General features: G+C 63.2%; 17 protein-coding genes. 5 read left to right on the top strand and 12 right to left on the bottom strand.

From position 1 onward, the window contains the following. The first annotated feature begins 160 nt into the window (after positions 1-160). The 3 genes from ABCV34_RS00825 (at position 161) to ABCV34_RS00815 (ending at position 2,800) form a co-directional block, all read left to right on the top strand. On the top strand, positions 161-694 hold the full coding sequence (locus ABCV34_RS00825) for an RDD family protein (RefSeq protein WP_345797350.1): 534 nt from the start codon (positions 161-163) through the stop codon (positions 692-694). Then, entirely contained in the window at positions 691-1,626 is a 936-nt protein-coding gene (locus ABCV34_RS00820; protein WP_345797349.1) for an Hsp33 family molecular chaperone HslO, read from the top strand. The genes ABCV34_RS00825 and ABCV34_RS00820 overlap by 4 nt, the downstream gene beginning before the upstream one ends. 175 nt (positions 1,627-1,801) lie before the next feature. Further along, the gene (locus ABCV34_RS00815) at positions 1,802-2,800 is read left to right on the top strand and encodes a TadE/TadG family type IV pilus assembly protein (protein WP_345797348.1); all 999 of its coding nucleotides are present in this window, start codon (positions 1,802-1,804) and stop codon (positions 2,798-2,800) included. A gap of 10 nt (positions 2,801-2,810) precedes the next feature. Here ABCV34_RS00815 and ftsB read toward each other — a convergent pair whose 3' ends face one another. Then, positions 2,811-3,098, bottom strand: coding sequence for a cell division protein FtsB (gene ftsB, locus ABCV34_RS00810; protein ID WP_345797347.1), 288 nt, complete (start codon positions 3,096-3,098; stop codon positions 2,811-2,813). A 9-nt stretch (positions 3,099-3,107) separates the two neighbouring features. After that, positions 3,108-4,394 (bottom strand): phosphopyruvate hydratase, encoded by a 1,287-nt coding sequence (eno, locus tag ABCV34_RS00805; protein WP_345797346.1) that lies wholly within the window; start codon positions 4,392-4,394, stop codon positions 3,108-3,110. A 209-nt stretch (positions 4,395-4,603) separates the two neighbouring features. Between eno and ABCV34_RS00800 the strand changes: the two genes are divergently transcribed. After that, positions 4,604-5,488 carry a M90 family metallopeptidase gene (locus tag ABCV34_RS00800; protein WP_345797345.1) on the top strand — a complete coding sequence of 295 codons (885 nt, stop codon included), beginning with the start codon at positions 4,604-4,606 and terminating at the stop codon, positions 5,486-5,488. Here the strand turns inward: ABCV34_RS00800 and kdsA are convergent. The 6 genes from kdsA to ABCV34_RS00770 form a co-directional block, all read right to left on the bottom strand. Further along, complete coding sequence (gene kdsA, locus ABCV34_RS00795; protein ID WP_345797344.1) at positions 5,454-6,305, bottom strand: 3-deoxy-8-phosphooctulonate synthase; 852 nt, start codon at positions 6,303-6,305, stop codon at positions 5,454-5,456. The genes ABCV34_RS00800 and kdsA overlap by 35 nt on opposite strands. Positions 6,306-6,313: 8 nt before the next feature. Next, complete coding sequence (locus ABCV34_RS00790; protein WP_345798660.1) at positions 6,314-7,966, bottom strand: CTP synthase; 1,653 nt, start codon at positions 7,964-7,966, stop codon at positions 6,314-6,316. An 80-nt stretch (positions 7,967-8,046) separates the two neighbouring features. Then, positions 8,047-10,629: a cation-translocating P-type ATPase gene (locus ABCV34_RS00785; protein ID WP_345797343.1), complete on the bottom strand. Its 2,583-nt coding sequence runs from the start codon at positions 10,627-10,629 to the stop codon at positions 8,047-8,049. A 6-nt stretch (positions 10,630-10,635) separates the two neighbouring features. Continuing rightward, positions 10,636-12,405: an aminopeptidase P family protein gene (locus ABCV34_RS00780; protein ID WP_345798659.1), complete on the bottom strand. Its 1,770-nt coding sequence runs from the start codon at positions 12,403-12,405 to the stop codon at positions 10,636-10,638. A gap of 49 nt (positions 12,406-12,454) precedes the next feature. After that, positions 12,455-13,108 (bottom strand): 3-oxoacid CoA-transferase subunit B, encoded by a 654-nt coding sequence (locus ABCV34_RS00775; RefSeq protein ID WP_345797342.1) that lies wholly within the window; start codon positions 13,106-13,108, stop codon positions 12,455-12,457. Between the two features lie 11 nt (positions 13,109-13,119). Beyond that, positions 13,120-13,815 carry a CoA transferase subunit A gene (locus ABCV34_RS00770; protein ID WP_345797341.1) on the bottom strand — a complete coding sequence of 232 codons (696 nt, stop codon included), beginning with the start codon at positions 13,813-13,815 and terminating at the stop codon, positions 13,120-13,122. A gap of 30 nt (positions 13,816-13,845) precedes the next feature. On the opposite strand from ABCV34_RS00770, the gene ABCV34_RS00765 reads away from it, so the two are divergent. After that, complete coding sequence (locus ABCV34_RS00765) at positions 13,846-13,980, top strand: hypothetical protein (RefSeq protein ID WP_345797340.1); 135 nt, start codon at positions 13,846-13,848, stop codon at positions 13,978-13,980. A 16-nt stretch (positions 13,981-13,996) separates the two neighbouring features. Here ABCV34_RS00765 and ABCV34_RS00760 read toward each other — a convergent pair whose 3' ends face one another. The 4 genes from ABCV34_RS00760 to ABCV34_RS00745 form a co-directional block, all read right to left on the bottom strand. Beyond that, on the bottom strand, positions 13,997-15,073 hold the full coding sequence (locus ABCV34_RS00760; RefSeq protein ID WP_345797338.1) for an ABC transporter ATP-binding protein: 1,077 nt from the start codon (positions 15,071-15,073) through the stop codon (positions 13,997-13,999). Then, the gene (locus ABCV34_RS00755; RefSeq protein ID WP_345797337.1) at positions 15,070-15,870 is read right to left on the bottom strand and encodes an ABC transporter permease; all 801 of its coding nucleotides are present in this window, start codon (positions 15,868-15,870) and stop codon (positions 15,070-15,072) included. The genes ABCV34_RS00760 and ABCV34_RS00755 overlap by 4 nt, the downstream gene beginning before the upstream one ends. A 3-nt stretch (positions 15,871-15,873) precedes the next feature. Further along, the gene (locus ABCV34_RS00750) at positions 15,874-16,722 is read right to left on the bottom strand and encodes an ABC transporter permease (protein WP_345798658.1); all 849 of its coding nucleotides are present in this window, start codon (positions 16,720-16,722) and stop codon (positions 15,874-15,876) included. Between the two features lie 91 nt (positions 16,723-16,813). Then, positions 16,814-17,791 (bottom strand): ABC transporter substrate-binding protein, encoded by a 978-nt coding sequence (locus ABCV34_RS00745; protein ID WP_345798657.1) that lies wholly within the window; start codon positions 17,789-17,791, stop codon positions 16,814-16,816. Positions 17,792-17,864 lie beyond the last annotated feature (73 nt).

Raw genomic sequence — 17,864 nt, 5'->3', positions numbered from 1 at the left:
TCTGCGCAAAGGCCGCTCCTTCGGGAGCGGCCTTTGACTTATTCCGTTCCCCTGACAATCGGGCGAATCCGGTTTCGCCCGACCCGCCGGACAAACCGAAACGCAGAGGTACACGCCGACGCGTGGGATAATGTTGTGTTTTCAAGCTGATTCTCCCACGATGGCCGACTCTTTCGCCGCCCGACCGGGCACGGTGCCCCCCGCCCCGGCGCGCCTGCGACGCTTTGCCTGCATGATGTACGAGGGTGTCCTGCTGTTTGGCGTCGTATTTCTGGCAGGCTACCTGTTCGACACCCTGACGCAAAGCCGCAGCGGCCTCATGTTGCGCCATGCCCGTCAGGCCTTCCTGTTTCTGGCAATTGGCGTCTACTTTCTGGCCTGCTGGCGCCGGGGCGGTCAGACTCTGCCGATGAAGACCTGGAACATCCGCCTGACGGACCGTGGCGGACAGCCGCTGCGCGGCTCGCGCATGGTCCTGCGCTACGTGCTGCTCTGGCCGCTGCCGCTGCTGGCAGCCTTGCTGATCGCGGGTCTGTCCCAGGCAACCGGATTGCCTTCGCTCGACCTGCTGATCGTCGCCGCGCCCTTTTCCATCTTTCTCTGGACCTGGTTCGACCCTCAGGGGCAATTCCTGCATGACCGCCTGCTGGGCACGGAACTGCACGACCTGGGGCCACGCGCCGGAAAATCATGACCGACATCCTGAAGAAATTTCTCACGACCGACCACAGCACCCGTATTCAGGTGCTGCATCTTGGCCGGGCCTGGCAGACCGGACTTGCCCACCAGGATCTTCCGCCCGTCGTGGCGCGGCTGCTGGGCGAGCTGGCCGCGGCCAGCGTCCTGCTGGCCGGCAACATCAAGTTCGACGGATCCGTCGTGCTGCAGTTGCAGGGCAACGGGCCTGTGCGCCTGATCATGGTCGAATGCACGTCCCAGCTGCAGCTGCGCGCCACCGCGCACCTGCGGGATCCTGGATCGACGATCCCGGATGACATCACTCTGCAGCAACTTCTGAACGCGGACGGCCAGGGCCGCTTCTCGGTGCTTCTGGATCCGGCCGGACGCCAGGCGGGTGCCAGTCCCTACCAGGGTATCGTGTCCCTGGAAGGCCACACCGTCGCCGCCGCCCTGGAACACTACATGCAGCATTCCGAACAGCTGGAGACACGGCTGTGGCTGGCTTCCGACGCGCACCACTGCGCGGGGCTGCTGCTGCAGCGTCTGCCCACAGGAAGCGCCCCGGGCGCGGCACCGATCGACCCGCAATCCACCGAGGCCACCTGGGTCCACTGCCAGACACTGGCGGAAACCATCAAACCCGAAGAACTGCTGGCGGAAACCCCGGACACGCTGATCCACAAGCTGTTCTGGGAAGACGACCTGCTGGCTTTTCCTGAACAGGACGTGCACTGGTACTGCCCCTGCAATCGCGACCGGGTGGCCGCGATGCTGCGTTCATTGGGCCAAGCCGAAATCGAAGACATTCTGACCGAGCAGGGCCATGTCCATATCGATTGCAATTTCTGCGGAAAACCCTATGACTTCGACGCGGTGGACTGCGCCGCCCTGTTTCTGGATGCCAGCGAACGGCTGCAGGCGCCGGGATCGGATTCCCTCCACTGAAACCGGCGGCAGCTGTACCGCGACACCGGCCGCCGCTACGGTGACCTTACCGATATCACTCAACGCGCGGGACACCCGATAGCCTCGTGCTCATTTCAGCCTAGCGTAGTTCTGGCACTGTCCGCCCACGTCCACCACCCGCATACTGGCCCTGTCCCTTCCAGCAGGGCCCCACATGCGAGATTCCATCTTTTCCTCTCCAGAAACCATTCCCCGGTCCGATACCGTTGCCCAGCGCATCGCGGCCGCACGAGGCCGGCTGGATCAGCGCGGCGCCGGCATGGCGGAATTCCTGATTGTTTTGATCCCCGTCCTGCTGCTGGGCCTGGGGGGAGTCGAACTGGCGCACTGGATGACGCTGCGCCAGACGCTCAGCCTGGTGCTGGTGGAAGCGGCCCGCGTGGGCGCGACACGCCAGGCAAACCCCCAGGCGATCGCCAGCGCGTTCGAGCATGGCCTGCGGATGACCCACCCGGACTCGCGGGCGCTGGCACGCGCACTGACGGAGCAGCGCCGGGCGCTGGGATTCCCCTGGCGGATCCACATCGTGCAACCCTCGCCTGCCGCCTTCGCGGACCATGCCGACCCTGACGTGAAGGGGCCTCGCGCATTTCGCGGACAGCCGCTGATCCGTAACGACTATCAGGCGCTGCAACAGGCGCGCCATCAGGCCCAGGGCTGGCCCCAGGGCCGTGGCCCTCGATCAGGCGTGACCATCCACGAGGCGAACACGCTGGTGATGGAACTCGGGTGGCCGCAGCGCCCCCTGCTGCCCGGCATGACAGTCATCGTCCGGGCATTGGCACCGTTAAGCAGTGATGCGCTGAACCGCCGGATGATGACAGCGGGCTACCTGCCCTTCCGACGACAGATCAATATCGCCATGCAGTCCCATCCGGCACTCTGGCCAGCGCTGGCCGACGGGCGGATCCTCTATGTGGATGACGGCGCGCCTGGGCCGACCGATCCCCGGCCGCCGAAGCCCCCGCCGATCGCCACCCCCGACGCAGGGATACCTGGCGGCACAAATCAGCCGCCCTCGGGCGCGGACGCATTGCCATCTTGGCCGCTGCCGGATGGATCCGGCGCCGCCGGGTCACCCGGGACTTCCGCAGGGTCATCGGCGCCGGGCACGCCCGACGGCGGCCCGGACGTCTGTCAGCCAGGGCCATGACCCATTTTGCTTAATGCGAATCCGCCGGCCGGGGCAGAATCTGGACGAAGTATTCGCCCTGCCGGATCATATTCAGTTCGCCACGCGCGCGTTCCTCGACGGCCGAAATCCCGGTCTTGAGATCCTGGACCTCGGCCTGCAGGGCATTGTTGCGGGCGGTCAGCGCCTGGTTGTTGTCGGTTTCGGCCTGCACCTGGGTTTGCAAGTCCCGCAGACGCAGCCACCCGCCCTTGCCCCACCACAAGGGGTACTGGGTGGCCAGCGTCAGCGCCAGCAGGACCAGGCTGAGCAAGCGCATGGTGCCCGGTCAGCGCAGATTGTAGAAGGCGGAAACGCCCGGGTAGGCGGCGACTTCGGCCAGCTCTTCCTCGATGCGCAGCAACTGGTTGTATTTCGCCATGCGATCGGAACGCGACAGGGAACCGGTCTTGATCTGCATGGCATTGGTGGCCACGGCGATGTCGGCGATCGTGGAGTCTTCGGTTTCGCCGGAACGGTGTGAGATCACGGCCGTGTACCCGGCCCGCTTGGCCATCTCGATGGCGGCGAAGGTTTCGGTCAGGGTGCCGATCTGATTGATCTTGATGAGGATGGAGTTGGCGATGCCCTGCTCGATCCCCTTTTTCAGGATGTTGGTGTTGGTGACGAACAGGTCGTCGCCCACCAGTTGCACCTTGCGGCCCAGCTGTTCGGTCAGGATGCGCCAGCCGTCCCAGTCGTCCTCGGCCATGCCGTCCTCGATCGAGACGATCGGGTATTTGTCGCACCAGGAGGCCAGCAGATTGGCGAAATCCTGCGAGTTCAGCGCAATGCCGCCTTCGCCGGCCAGGTGATATTTGCCGTCCCGGTAGAATTCGGAGCTGGCGCAATCCAGCCCCAGCAGGATCTGGGAGCCAGCCTCGTAGCCAGCCTCGCCGATGGCCTTCAGGATCAGTTCGATCGCGGCCTCGTGGTTGGCCACGTTCGGGGCGAAGCCGCCCTCGTCGCCGACCGCGGTGGACATGCCCTGGCCGCCGATGATCTTTTTCAGGGCGTGGAAGACTTCCGCGCCCATGCGCAGGGCCTCGCGAAAGCTGGTCGCCCCCACCGGCAGGATCATGAATTCCTGCAGGTCCAGGGTGTTGTTGGCATGCGCGCCGCCATTGATGACGTTCATCATCGGCACAGGCATCTGCATCGGGCCGCTGCCGCCGAAATAGCGGTACAGGGACAGGCCGGCATCATCGGCCGCCGCGCGGGCCACCGCCATGCTGGCCGCCAGAATCGCGTTGGCGCCCAGGCGACTCTTGTCGTCGGTGCCGTCCAGATCGATCAGTGTGCGGTCGATGAAGGTCTGCTCCTGGGCGTCCAGCCCCATCAGGGCCTCGGAAATTTCCGTGTTCACGTGTTCGACGGCACGCAGCACGCCCTTGCCCAGATAGCGGGACTTGTCGCCGTCGCGCAGTTCGATCGCCTCGCGCGAACCGGTCGATGCCCCCGACGGCACCGCGGCGCGGCCCATGGCACCGGATTCAAGCAAGACGTCGCATTCCACAGTGGGGTTGCCGCGCGAGTCCAGAATCTCGCGCCCAATGATGTCTACGATTGCACTCATGGTCTGACCGTCCTGCCTGTGTGGTGGGTTCAATGAAACCCCGCTATTGTAGCGGGGGAATATCCATCCTGGCCGCCGGGTTCCGGTATCGAATGAAAGGAGCTCCGGTATCGAATCCAACTACAATGGTACTTCATGAGGATCTCCGAGCACACGACACCGGGCTTAGACACGCCCATGCCGCCCGGCTGCCCCGGAACGGCGCAATCATGCTGCGCTGGCTGACTTCACGCGGCGCGCGCCACACGGCCGTCCTGCGCGAGGCGCAGGCGCTCACCCCGGACGTCTGGCGGGACATCCTGGGGGCATACGAATTCCTGCGCGGGTTGTCGGAAGCCGAAAGCCAGGCCTTACGCCAGCGCACGGCGTGGATCCTGGCCAGTAAGTCGTTTCATGGCACCCACGGCCTGACGGTCACGCCAGCGATGCGCCATGCGATCGCGGCCCAGGCCGCCCTGCCGATCCTGGGCCTGGATACGTCGCTCTACCAAGGCTGGACACAGATCGTCATCTACCCGGGCGGCTTTCTGGTGCCGCGCATCGAAGTCGACGACGCCGGCGTGGTGCATGAATACACGATGGAGACTTCGGGGGAGTCCTGGGAAGGCGGCCCGGTGATTCTGTCCTGGGAAGACATCCATCGCGAGGACGGCGCCAACGTCGTCATCCACGAATTCGCACACAAGCTGGACCAGCGCGCCGGCGGCGCGGACGGCATGCCCGAACTGCGCGCGCACCACGGTCTGGATCCGCAACACTGGCACCACGTGCTGGAGCATGCATTCAAGGACTTCAACGCCCGCCTGGACGCGGTCGAAACGGCCATTCCGCCGCACGTGGATCCGGAATCCGACGCCGCCGAACCCTGGTATGCGGGTCTGCCGCTCGATCCCTATGCGGCCTCGGACCTGGCCGAGTTCTTCGCCGTCAGTTCGGAAGGGTTTTTCACGGACCCGGAGCCGCTGGCCCGGGCCTGGCCCGACTGGTACGACCTGCTGGCACGCTATTACCGGCAGGATCCGCGGCGGCGCCTGGCTGCCGCAAGCGCGATGGAAACCGCTATAGGGACAGCGCCGCCGCACCGCCCTGCTTGACGCAGCGGTCCAGCGCGACCAGCGTTTCCAGCAGTTCCCGCATTTTGCCCAGCGGAACCGCGTTGGGTCCGTCGGACAGGGCTTTTTCAGGATTCGGATGGGTCTCCATGAAGACCCCGGCGATGCCCACCGCCACGGCGGCCCGTGCCAGCACCGGTACGAATTCCCGCTGGCCGCCGGAATGGGTGCCCTGCCCGCCCGGCAGCTGCACCGAATGGGTGGCATCGAACACCACCGGGCAATGCGTGTCGCGCATGATCGCCAGCGACCGCATGTCGGACACCAGATTGTGATAGCCGAATGACGCCCCCCGTTCGCAGACCAGGATGTTCCGGCCATCGCCGCCCGCCTCGATGGCGGCGGCGCGGGCCTTGGTCACGACCTGCTTCATGTCTTCCGGTGCCAGAAACTGGCCCTTTTTGATGTTGACCGGTTTCAGGGTCGCCGCGCAGGCCTGGATGAAATCCGTCTGCCGGCACAGGAAAGCCGGCGTCTGCAGCACGTCCACGACCGAAGCGACCTCGCGGGCCTGGCCGGTTTCGTGGACGTCGGTCAGCACCGGCACGCCCAGCTGCCTGCGCACGTCATCCAGGATCTTCAGCCCCTCGTCCATGCCCGGCCCGCGAAACGAGGCGCCGGAGCTGCGGTTGGCCTTGTCGAAGGAGCTTTTATAGATGAAGGGGATGCCCAGCGTCCGCGTCATTTCCTGCAGGATGCCGGCGGTTTCGAACGCGAGTTCCCGCGATTCGATGACGCAGGGCCCCGCGATCAGGAACAGCGGATGCTCGAGTCCCGCCTGGAAATGACACAGTTGCATGGCGTCTCCTAGGCCTTCTTGACCTGACGTTGCTGGTAAGCCAGCGCCGCCTGGACGTAGCTGGTAAAGAGCGGGTGGCCGTCGCGCGGCGTGGACGTGAATTCCGGATGGAATTGCACCCCCATGAACCAGGGATGGCTGGGGATCTCCATGATTTCCGGGAGATTTTCCGTCGGCGTGCGGGCGCTGATGACCAGGCCGGCTTCTTCGAGGCGGTTCACGTAGACGTTATTGACCTCGTAGCGATGGCGGTGGCGTTCGTTGACCTCGGGGCCGTAAATTTCGAAGGCCAGCGTGCCGGGTTTCACCGGGCAGCGCTGGGCGCCCTTGCGCATGGTGCCCCCCAGGTCCGAGGAACTGTCGCGGCGTTCGATCTTGCCCTCGCGGTCTTGCCATTCGGTGATCAGTGCCACCACCGGGTGCGCGGCCGAAGGATCGAATTCGGTGCTGTTGGCGCCACCCAGCCCTGCCACATGGCGGGCAAATTCGACCACCGCCAGCTGCATGCCCAGACAGATGCCCAGGTAGGGAATGCCGTTTTCACGCGCATACTGGATGGCTTTGATCTTGCCTTCCGTGCCGCGCTTGCCGAAGCCCCCGGGGACCAGGACCGCGTCCAGCCCGGCCAGGCAGCCCGTGCCCTGGGTTTCGATCTCTTCGGAATCCAGGTACACGATATCCACCCGCGAGTGGGTATGGATACCGGCGTGGATCAGCGCCTCGGACAGGGATTTGTACGATTCGGTCAGATCGACGTATTTGCCCACCATGCCGATGGTGACGGAATCGCGCGGGTTTTCCAGATCGTGTACCAGGCGGTCCCAGACGGTCAGGTCGGCCGGCGGTGGCGTGATGGCGAGCGCATCGCACACCAGGCTGTCCAGACCCTGCTGATGCAGCATGGACGGGATCTTGTAGATGGAGTCGGCATCCCAGACGGAGATCACCGCGTCCAGCGGCACGTTCGAGAACAGCGAGATCTTCGCCCGCTCTTCGTCCGGCACCGGACGGTCGGCGCGGCACAGCAAGGCATTCGGATAGATGCCGATCTCACGCAGCTTCTGCACAGAGTGCTGGGTGGGTTTGGTTTTCAGTTCGCCGGCGGAGGCAATGAACGGCACCAGCGTCAGATGCATGAAGGCGCACTGGTTGCGCCCCAAACGCAGGCTCATCTGGCGCACGGCTTCCAGGAAGGGCAGCGACTCGATGTCGCCCACCGTGCCGCCGATTTCCACGATTGCGACGTCGGCCTGGCCGTTCCAGGCGGCCTCCGCGCCGCGCGCGATGAAGTCCTGGATCTCGTTGGTGATGTGCGGGATGACCTGAACGGTCTTGCCCAGATAGTCGCCCCGACGTTCCTTGCGCAGCACCGATTCGTAGATCTGGCCGGTGGTGAAGTTGTTGACCTTGTGCATCCGGGTGGACACGAAGCGTTCGTAGTGGCCCAGATCCAGATCGGTTTCGGCGCCGTCTTCGGTGACGAAGACCTCGCCGTGCTGGAACGGGCTCATGGTGCCCGGGTCCACATTGATATAGGGGTCCAGTTTGAGCATTGTCACCCGCAGCCCGCGGGATTCCAGGATGGCAGCCAGGGAGGCCGCGGCAATGCCCTTGCCCAGGGAGGAAACAACCCCCCCTGTGACGAATACGTATTTGGTCATTTCATAGATGCCCGGTGTGGACGGGCGCAGCGGGAAATCGAGATTATAACCGCTATGATCCGGCCGCCAGACCGCCCTGATCATGCACTCCCGATTTTGCGATACGTGGAAGAAGCCCTTGATGACATGGCTCGTGCCACCAGGGGCTTGCACACTTCAAGCAACAGAAGCAGCCCAATACCCAGGCCCAAGGCCAGAAGCATGTCGCCCCAGGTAATCGAGCCGAACATCAGAAGCGCCTGGGCCTGCGGCAGCAACAGGACGAGCCCGGCCACGCAGACCACTGCCACCACGACATACCCCAGGGCTGCGTTCTTGCGAAGAAAAGCAACGCGCAACGATGCCCGAAAAGAGCGATTCACCAGGATGAGCGCCACGATCTGGGCCACCAAGCCGAAAAAGATCAGTGCCCGGACCTCGACTTCCGGTGTCCCCGCCCAGGTTTTTGCCAGAAAAACGCCGCCCAGCATCGCGAAAGCAATGCCGCCCTGCATGATGCTCCAGGCCAGCATGGGGGCCGAAAACATGCGCTCGGCCGGATCGCGTGGCGCGCGCTCCATGACATCGTCTTCCGCATGTTCGGCTTCGAACACGAGCGCACAGACCGGATCGATCACCATTTCAAGCAAGGCGATATGAATCGGCCCCAACAGGATGGGCAGGCCAAAGAACAGCGGTAGAAGCGCCAGCCCGGCAATGGGGATATGAACGGCGAAAATAAACGCCATGGCCTTGCGGATGTTGTCGTAAATTCTGCGGCCCAGCCGGGCGGACTGAACGATCGCCGCAAAATCATCGTTCAGCAGCACCAATGCGGAGGCCTCACGCGCAACATCCGTCCCCCGCCCTCCCATGGCAATACCGATATGCGCTGCTTTGAGCGATGGCGTGTCGTTGACGCCATCGCCGGTCATCGCAACGACTTCACCGCGTGCCTTGAATGCCTGGACGATGCGCAGTTTCTGCTGGGGCATGATCCGCGCGAATACGGTGACCCTCTTCAATCGTTCCGCGAGCTGTTCGTCATCGAGAGCCTCCAGATCGCTTCCCACCAGGACTTCCCCATCCTGGATGCCGGCTTGCGAGGCGATCGATCGAGCTGTGGCGGCATAATCGCCCGTGATCATCACGACGCGGATCCCGGCCCTGCGGCATTCGGCGATAGCACCGGGCACACTGGCGCGTAGCGGGTCGGCCAACCCGACCAAACCGGCCAGCGTGTAGTGATAGCCCAATTGTGAATCCGCCCACTGGCGGTCGGGCGCGGTTGACGTCGCCACCGCCAGCACGCGGATCCCGCGCGTGGCCATATCCTCGACGGCTTTCAGGACTTGCTGTGTTGCATCGGCCGACAGGCGGCACAAGCGGATGATCGATTCCGGCGCACCCTTGGCGCTGATCGTCAGCGCCTGGCCGTCATCCCATATATTCGACATTGCCAGCAGCTCCGGTCGCAGACCGTAGCTGTGGATTGGCGTCGTGCCGGAAGATTCGGCAGGGGCGAAAGTATCGCGGGCATTGTGAAGCGCGACTTCCATCGGGTCGGATGGATGAGGAGCGCTGGCCAGTGCCGCTGTTTCGATAAGCTTGCGGCAGTTATCCGAGACGGGCTTTCCAGCTTCAAGGATGACAGCCTCGCCCGATGGGAGCCAGACCTGCGCAAGCGCCATCCGGTTTTCCGTGAGCGTGCCTGTCTTGTCGGCGCAAAGCACAGTTGCCGAGCCCAGCGTCTCGATGGCTGCCGCGCGCCGGGTCAGCACACCGACTTTTCCTATCCGCCAGGCGCCCATTGCCATGAACACGGCCAGCACGACCGGGAATTCTTCAGGGAGCAGCGACATGCCGACGGCGATCCCGGCCAGCATGGCCTCGAGCCACCCACCGAGCAACAGCCCGTAAAGCACCACGACCAGGCATGCCACCAAAGTACCGCCGACCGCGCACCAGGTCACGATCCGGGTGATTTCGCTCCGCAAACGAGGCGCTTCGATGTCCAATCCCGCCAACGACTGGCCGATTTTGCCGATTTCGGTGTGCGTGCCGGTCGCCAGGACGCGGGCGACCCCGCTGCCACGGATGACAAGCGAGCCGGAATAGACATAGGGCTGATCTTCGCCGCCAGGTGATCGCGCATCGGACGGCTCGGGTGCTTCGGCCTGCGACACGCCGACCGCCTTGCCCACGGGCAACGACTCTCCGGTCAGCAACGATTCGTCGACTTGCAAGTCGGTTGCGTCGACAAGGATCGCATCGGCGGCAACCCGGTCGCCCTCTTCCAGCACCAGCAGGTCGTCTCGCACGACCTCCCGGCCGGCAATGCGCACCCGCGCGCCATCGCGAATCACGAGGGCGCGGGGCGAGGATAGATCGCGCAATGCTTCCAGGGCACGTTCGGAACGGGTTTCCTGAACGGCCGTGATGGCGATCGAGAAAGTGGCAAAGATGAGAAGAATGAGCGCTTCGGTACGGTCGCCAAGGAGCAGATAGACGAATCCGCCGGCCAATAGCAGCACAAGCATCGGTTCGCGCAAGACTTCCAGCACGATGCGAAAGACCGAGCGGCTGCCGGCTCGGGGTAACTCGTTAGGACCTTCCAGGCGTAACCGCGTGGTCGCCATGTCGGTGGTCAGGCCACGATCCTGAATGTCGTCGGCTGCTCTCATGTGCCGTCAGACTGGCTCGGTGCGCGTCAGCAGCCAATCCCGTGCTGGGCCGTCCACCAGAGGCAGCAGGCGCTCGCGCACCTGCTCGTGGTAGCCGTTGAGCCAGTCGAGTTCGTCGGACGACAACAGCTCGCGCACCACACAGCGTGTGTCGATCGGGCACAGGGTGACGGTCTCGAAACCCAGAAAAGATCCGAACGCCGTCTGCGCCACCGGCACTGCCAGGACCAGGTTCTCGATGCGGATGCCCCAGTGCCCATCGCGGTACAGCCCAGGTTCGTTGGAGGTCAGCATGCCGGCCTTCATGTCCTGATGAGGCCGCGCATGGCTGCGCACCGAGATCGATTGCGGGCCTTCATGGACGTTCAGGAAGTATCCCACCCCATGCCCGGTGCCGTGACCGTAGTCGAGCCCACGGCGCCACAAGGGCGTGCGCGCCACCGCGTCCAGGACGGAAGACGGCGTATCCACGGGAAACTGCACCCGTGCGAGAGCGATGTGGGCCTGCAGGACGGCGGTGTAGTCCGCCCGCTGCGCGGTCGAGGGCGTGCCGACAGGCACCACGCGCGTGATGTCGGTGGTTCCGCCCAGGTATTGCCCGCCTGAATCGATCAGCAGCAGCCCGTCACCCCGGACCAGGGCGTGATGCGTCTCGGTGGCCCGGTAATGCGGCATGGCGCCGTTGGCGTTGAAGCCGGCGATCGTGGCAAAGCTGAGGCTGACGAAGCCGGGGCGCCGGGCGCGCGCTGCCGACAGATGCGTGTCCACATCGATTTCGGTGACGGGTTCGCCCGCTGCCTGCGCGGCCTCGAACCAGGCGAAGAACTCGCACAGAGCAGCCCCGTCCTGCGCCATAGTGTCGCGAATATTGGCGGCCTCGGCGGCGTTTTTGATGGACTTGAGCAACTGGGACGGATTGATGGATTCAATCAGCCGCGCCTGGGGAGCGTGCGACAACGTCCCCGCCGTGACCCGGGCCGGATCGATCAACAGCCGGACGCCGGCATCCAGCGCGGCCAGATCGGCCGCCACCGCCGTATAGTCACGCAGCACGACGCCATCGGCCGCCAGGCGATCCGCCAGATCCACGGGAATCTTGCCGGGCGCCACATACAGCCGGACCTGCTGCCCGTCGATCAACGCATGCGCCAGGAAGACCGGGTTGTAATCCACATCCGCGCCGCGCAGATTCAGCAGCCAGGCGATATCGTCGAGCGTGGACAACAGATGCAGATCCGCGCCCAGCGCCTGCATGGCGGCACGCACGGCTGTCAGATTGTCGGCGCGCGTACGGCAGGCGTGCGGCGGCAGGTGTTCGTAGACCGGGGCGGTCGGCAAACCCGGGCGATCCGCCCAGACCGCATCGACCGGATCCAGATTCAGCACCAGGCCGACACCGACCTTATCCAGGCCGGACTGCCAGCGCAAGGTGGCCGCCCGGTCCATCACCCGGCCATCGACGCCCAGCCGATCCCCGCGACCGAGATGGTCCCTGACCCAGTCCAGCATATCGGGGACATCCGGCGCCCCCGCCCGCATCAGGGTGATGCCGGACCCCCGCAGCTGGGATTCAGCCTGTACCCAATAGCGGCTGTCGGTCCACAGGCCGGCGAAATCCGCCGTGACCAGCAAACTACCCGCCGAACCACTGAAGCCCGAGAGCCAGGCCCGCGCATTCCAGTGTTGCGGCAGGTATTCCGACAGATGCGGGTCCGCCGTGGGCACCAGGCAGGCCTGCAGGCCTGCCAAGGCCAGCTGCCCGCGCAAGGCGGCAATGCGGTCAGCGGGGCTGGCCGGGGAATGCGACAGGGTCACGATGGTTCCTTCAGGCGACGGCGGACGTATCGAGTTTGGCGGTGGTCTTCGCGCGGATTTCATCGATGCCGACGCCCGGCGCCAGTTCGAGCAGGCGCAGCCCGTCGCCGGCGACTTCCATCACGCCCAGATCCGTGATGATCAGATTGACCACCCCCACGCCCGTCAGCGGCAAGGTGCATTCGGGCAGCAGTTTCAGGGACTCGGTGCCGTCCTTGGACTTGGCGACGTGTTCCATCAGGACCACGACCTTGCCCACGCCAGCGACCAGGTCCATGGCACCGCCCATGCCCTTGATCATCTTGCCGGGAATCATCCAGTTTGCCAGATCGCCTTTTTCGGAGACCTGCATGGCGCCCAGGATGGCCAGATTGATCTTGCCGCCCCGGATCATGCCAAAGGAATCGGCCGAGGCGAAGATCGAGGAACCCGGCAGCGTCGTCACCGTCTGCTTGCCGGCATTGATCAGATCGGCGTCGACCTCGTCATCCGTGGGAAACGGGCCGATGCCAAGCAGGCCGTTTTCCGACTGCAGCCAGACTTCCATGCCGTCGGGCACGTAGTTGGCAACCATCGTGGGCAGACCGATGCCCAGATTGACGTAAAAACCGTCCTTCAGTTCTTTTGCCGCGCGCGCGGCCATCTGTTCGCGATCCCAAGCCATGATCTGCCTCCTTAGTGACGGGTGGTGCGTTGTTCGATGCGCTTTTCCGGATGTGCGTTGAGCACGATCCGGTGCACATAGATACCCGGCAGATGCACCTGGTCCGGATCGAAGGTGCCCGTGGGCACGATTTCTTCGACTTCGACGACGGTGATCTTGCCCGCCATCGCGACGTTGGGATTGAAGTTGCGCGCTGTGCGCCGGAACACCAGATTGCCGCTGCGGTCGGCCTTCCAGGCCTTGACCAGCGAAATATCAGGTGTCAGGGACCGTTCCATCAGGTAGGTGCGGCCATTGAATTCCCGGGTTTCCTTGCCGTCGGCCACCACCGTACCCACCCCGGTCGGCGTAAAGAAAGCCGGAATGCCGGCACCGCCCGCGCGCAGTTTTTCGGCCAGCGTGCCCTGCGGGGTGAATTCCAGTTCCAGTTCCTTGGCCAGGTACTGGCGTTCGAATTCCTTGTTTTCCCCCACATACGAGGCGATCATCTTTTTGATCTGGCGCGTGGTCAGCAGCTGACCCAGACCGAAACCATCGACACCCGCGTTATTGCTGATGCAGGTCAGGCCATGCACCCCCGAATCGCGCAGCGCGGCGATCAGGGCCTCGGGAATCCCGCACAGCCCGAAACCGCCGACGGCAATCATCTGATTGTCGGCAACGATGTCGCGCAATGCGGCGGTAGCGCTTTCATAGACTTTATCCATACGACGTTTCCTTCGAGACTGAAAAGAACCATGAATCAGGCTGAGAAGCAGCGCGCGAGCGCCTGCCGGTCGATCGGCACCGAAGCGGTCGCGCCTGATGCGCAACGGCTTTATGCCCACCACGATACCGGCAGGATACAACAGCGGTTTGAGAAAATCACATGAGGCGCGCCGCGGCGCCTCAGAGGAATGCGTGTGCTGCCTTCGAGTCGAAGTGCGCCCAGACCCGGTTGCCCCGGGCAAGTTCTGGGATGACCGAATGACCGAACGGCAACCGCACGAACAAGCCTTGGCCCTGGTCTGTCTCGGTGCTGACCTCGACGGTATTGCCCAGGAACGTCAGGTCCCGGATGACGACCGGCAGGCTGCAATCCCTGCGATCGAGAGACAGCGACAGGCGCTCCGGCCGTAGCAGCAGGGCGGCCGTTCCGCTGCCCCCAGCCTGGCCTTGTACGGGTACGTCGTCGATGACGATGCCCTCGCATACCGACAGCTTGGCCCGGTGAGCTTCCACCGAAAGGACTTTGGCGTCCAGGAAGTTGCTATCCCCCACGAAACCCGCGACAAAGCGCGTGGCCGGTTCCGCGTAGAGTTCTTGCCCTGTTCCGATTTGCTCGATCTGCCCTTGGTTGAATACGGAAATCCGGTCGGAAAGGCGCAGAGCTTCTTCCTGATCATGGGTCACATACAGAATGGTGACGCCTGTCTCTTGGTGAATGCGGCGAATCTCCAGTTGAATTTCTTCACGCAGCTTTTTATCCAGAGCCGACAAGGGTTCATCCATGAGCAGCAGCGGCGGGTTGTAGACCAGCGCGCGCGCAAGCGCAACCCGCTGCTGCTGGCCGCCCGACATGAATGCAGGCATGCGGTCCGAGAAACCCTCCAGCCGTACCAGCTTGAGCGCCGCCTGGACCCGGTCTTCGATTTCCGATTTGGCGCAACGGCGGACCCGCAGCGGAAAGGCCACGTTTTCTCCCACGGTCAGATGGGGAAAGAGCGTATACCGCTGAAAGACCATGCCGATATTGCGCTGATGCGAGGGGACGGACAGCAAGCTTTTGCCATTGAGCAGGATGTCGCCTTCCGTGGGCTCCTGAAAACCGGCCAGAATATAAAGCGTCGTGGATTTCCCGGACCCCGATGGCCCCAGGAATGTCATGAATTCACCCTCGGCAACGTCGAGCGTGACATTTTCGATGGCGGTGACAGAGCCGTAGTCCTTGCGGATACCCTCGATGCTGAGAAAAGCTTGGGTCATTTTTGACGCACCTTACGGAAAATCACTGGGGAAATCATGAGGACGAGCGTGAAAACCATCAGGATGGTGGACACGGCCGCCACGACAGGCGTCAGGTCCTGACGCAGCGTCGTCCAGATTTTGACGGGCAGCGTCTGCAATGTCGGGCTGGACATGAAGATCGCCAGCACGACTTCGTCCCATGAGGCCAGAAAAGAAAAAATCGCCGCGGCAAACAATCCGTGGCTGATGGCCGGGACCGTGACGCGAAGGCGTGCTTCCCAGGGGCTGGCCCCGCACAGGATGGCTGCGTCTTCTATCGAGCGATCAAACCCGTCAAGCGCGCTGCTGATCGAGATGATCGAAAACGGCAGCGCGATCAGCAGGTGGGCGATGACGAATCCGACCGTCGTACCGGCCAGCCCCAGTCTCAGAAACAAGGCATACAGTGCGACAGCCAGCACGATGACCGGCAGGATCATGGGTGTCAGAAAGAGCGCCCTGAGCAGTTCCTTTCCGGCAAAGTTGCCGCGATTCAGCCCGAGTGATGTCAGAAAACCCAGCCCCACCGACAGAATGGTGACGATGACGGCGATCTTCAGGCTGGTCAACGCGGAATAGAGCCAGCGCGGATCGGCGAAAAGTTCGACATACCATTGCAGCGTCCAGGACGGGGGCGGAAAGATCAGCCATTGCGACGATCCGAACGACAAAGCCGCAATGAAGACGATCGGCAGCACCAGGAACATCAGCACCAGGACCGCAATACCAATCAGAACGTAGCGCAGCGCGCCCAGGCGATTGAAGTCGAGCAGCATAGGTCACCTCTTGGAATAGGGGTTGAAAAACCTTAGTTGCACGAAGTACAGCCCCAGCGTGACAACCAGCAGGACAAAGGCGGCGGCCCCTCCCAACCCCCAATTGAGCAGCGACTGCACCAGTTGCGCGATAAGCTCGGCGAGCATCATGCTCGAGGCCCCGCCCAGCAGGGAGGGAGTCACAAAGTAGCCCAGCGACATCACGAACACCATGAGCGCACCCGCGGCGATCCCCGGCATCGACAGCGGCAGCAGCACACGACTGAAGCATTGCCACTTGTTCGCCCCGCAGAGTGCGGCCGCTCTCAGGGTCGAGGGGTCGATGGCCCTGAGGATACCGATCAGCGGCAAAATGATGAACGGCAACATGATGTAGACCATGCCGATGGTGACGCCGGTCATGTTGTTGACCAGCGACAAGGGCTGGTCGATCAATCCCAGCGCCATGAGCATCTTGTTGATCACGCCCGTACGCTGCAGCAGCACCATCCAGGCATAGGTGCGTGCCAGCAGGTTGGTCCACATGGACAGGATGATGACTGCCAGGAAAACGGCGGACCAACCGCGCGGCATGATGGCCAACAGCCAAGCCACGGGAAAGCCGATCACGACCGCAACCAGCGTGACGATACCCGCCACGAGAAACGTATTGGTGAACACCCGCAGGTAGGTCGTCGAGCCGAAGAACACGGCATAGTTTTCCAGGCCCGGCGCAGGCTCGAGCACACTGCGCAGCAGCAACATGGCCACGGGCACGATGAAAAATAGCACGATCAGGATGAAAGCGGGCACGATGTAGGGGACGGCTCCGCGCGGCCGCCGATTCACGGCCCTTGGGCGTGTCCCTGGCAATGTGGCCTTGCTGGTCTGGATGGCCATATCGATCTACCTTGGTTGGCGGAAGCGGCAATACTGCCGCTTCCCGGTCGATGCTATCTAAAACTTACTTGGCTTGCCACGCGTACCAGCGTGTCCCGATTTCGTCGCGATGCTTTGCCCAATATGTCAGATCCGCATTGACTTGCGTGGCAGCCTGCTTGTCCGGCAAGGTGGCACGAATGTCCTTCGGCATCAACGCGGGCGAGTCCAGATTGATAGGCGCATAGCCGGTCATTTCCGCGAACTTGGCCTGCGAGGCCGCACTCGTCGCATAGGCGATGTATTTCATCGCCGCTGCCTTGTGCTTTGCGCCTTTGGGAACGATCAGCATGTCGGCTGCCGTGATGTTCTGGTCCCAGGACGTCTCGACATGGACACCTGTTTTCACCAGTGCGGTGAGCCGGCCATTCCAGAAAAACCCGTAAGGCGTTTCAGCCGAGGCAAGCAGCTGCTGGGATTGCGCCCCGCTGCTCCACCAGACAATGCTGGATTTGATGGTATCCAGCTTTTTGAAGGCTCGATCCAGATCGAGCGGATACAGTTTGTCGGCAGGCACCCCATCAGCCAGCAGAGCGGCCTCGATGACCCCGGGAGCGGACCATTTGTAGAACGTGCGTTTGCCGGGAAATTTCTTCAGATCGAACAGATCGGCCCAAGTCTTCGGGCAGGCCTTGACGGCATCCTTGTTGCACCCGATGACGAACGAATAGTAGAAACTTCCCACCGCGTAGTCGGTCACGAACCGGGGATCCAGGCGGCTCTTGTCGATCACGGAGAAGTCCAGCTTCTCCAGCATGCCATCCGCGCCGGCCTTGACTGCATAGTCGCCCTCGGCATCCACGACATCCCACGACACATCGCCCGATTCGACCATGGCCTTGATCTTGCCGTAGTCGGTGGGTCCGTCCGGCAGGACCTTGATCTTGGTTTCCTTGGAAAAACCATTGGCCCAGATGCTCATCTGGGCGTCCTGCGTGGTGCCGCCCCAGGAGGTGAACACGAGGGTTTGATCAGCAGCGTAGCTGTTGGCGGCAAATGCCATTGCAATGGCAAAGAAAAGCGATTTGGTTTTCATGGTCTGTCTCCTGTCAATTCCTGTTGGTATGATCAAAACC

It is taken from the genome of Castellaniella sp. MT123 (assembly GCF_039614765.1).
Classification (GTDB): Bacteria; Pseudomonadota; Gammaproteobacteria; order Burkholderiales; family Burkholderiaceae_B; genus Castellaniella.
This window is presented reverse-complemented; position numbering and strand designations above follow the sequence as displayed.

Coding starts and splice junctions, on each gene's coding strand:
- ABCV34_RS00785 (WP_345797343.1), bottom strand. CDS start 10,629: ATGAGAGCAGCCGACGACATTCAGGATCGTGGCCTGACCACCGACATG.
- ABCV34_RS00775 (WP_345797342.1), bottom strand. CDS start 13,108: ATGGCTTGGGATCGCGAACAGATGGCCGCGCGCGCGGCAAAAGAACTG.
- ABCV34_RS00755 (WP_345797337.1), bottom strand. CDS start 15,870: ATGCTGCTCGACTTCAATCGCCTGGGCGCGCTGCGCTACGTTCTGATT.
- ftsB (WP_345797347.1), bottom strand. CDS start 3,098: ATGCGCTTGCTCAGCCTGGTCCTGCTGGCGCTGACGCTGGCCACCCAG.
- ABCV34_RS00820 (WP_345797349.1), top strand. CDS start 691: ATGACCGACATCCTGAAGAAATTTCTCACGACCGACCACAGCACCCGT.
- ABCV34_RS00790 (WP_345798660.1), bottom strand. CDS start 7,966: ATGACCAAATACGTATTCGTCACAGGGGGGGTTGTTTCCTCCCTGGGC.
- eno (WP_345797346.1), bottom strand. CDS start 4,394: ATGAGTGCAATCGTAGACATCATTGGGCGCGAGATTCTGGACTCGCGC.
- ABCV34_RS00800 (WP_345797345.1), top strand. CDS start 4,604: ATGCTGCGCTGGCTGACTTCACGCGGCGCGCGCCACACGGCCGTCCTG.
- kdsA (WP_345797344.1), bottom strand. CDS start 6,305: ATGCAACTGTGTCATTTCCAGGCGGGACTCGAGCATCCGCTGTTCCTG.
- ABCV34_RS00815 (WP_345797348.1), top strand. CDS start 1,802: ATGCGAGATTCCATCTTTTCCTCTCCAGAAACCATTCCCCGGTCCGAT.
- ABCV34_RS00745 (WP_345798657.1), bottom strand. CDS start 17,791: ATGGCATTTGCCGCCAACAGCTACGCTGCTGATCAAACCCTCGTGTTC.
- ABCV34_RS00770 (WP_345797341.1), bottom strand. CDS start 13,815: ATGGATAAAGTCTATGAAAGCGCTACCGCCGCATTGCGCGACATCGTT.
- ABCV34_RS00825 (WP_345797350.1), top strand. CDS start 161: ATGGCCGACTCTTTCGCCGCCCGACCGGGCACGGTGCCCCCCGCCCCG.
- ABCV34_RS00760 (WP_345797338.1), bottom strand. CDS start 15,073: ATGACCCAAGCTTTTCTCAGCATCGAGGGTATCCGCAAGGACTACGGC.
- ABCV34_RS00765 (WP_345797340.1), top strand. CDS start 13,846: ATGAATCAGGCTGAGAAGCAGCGCGCGAGCGCCTGCCGGTCGATCGGC.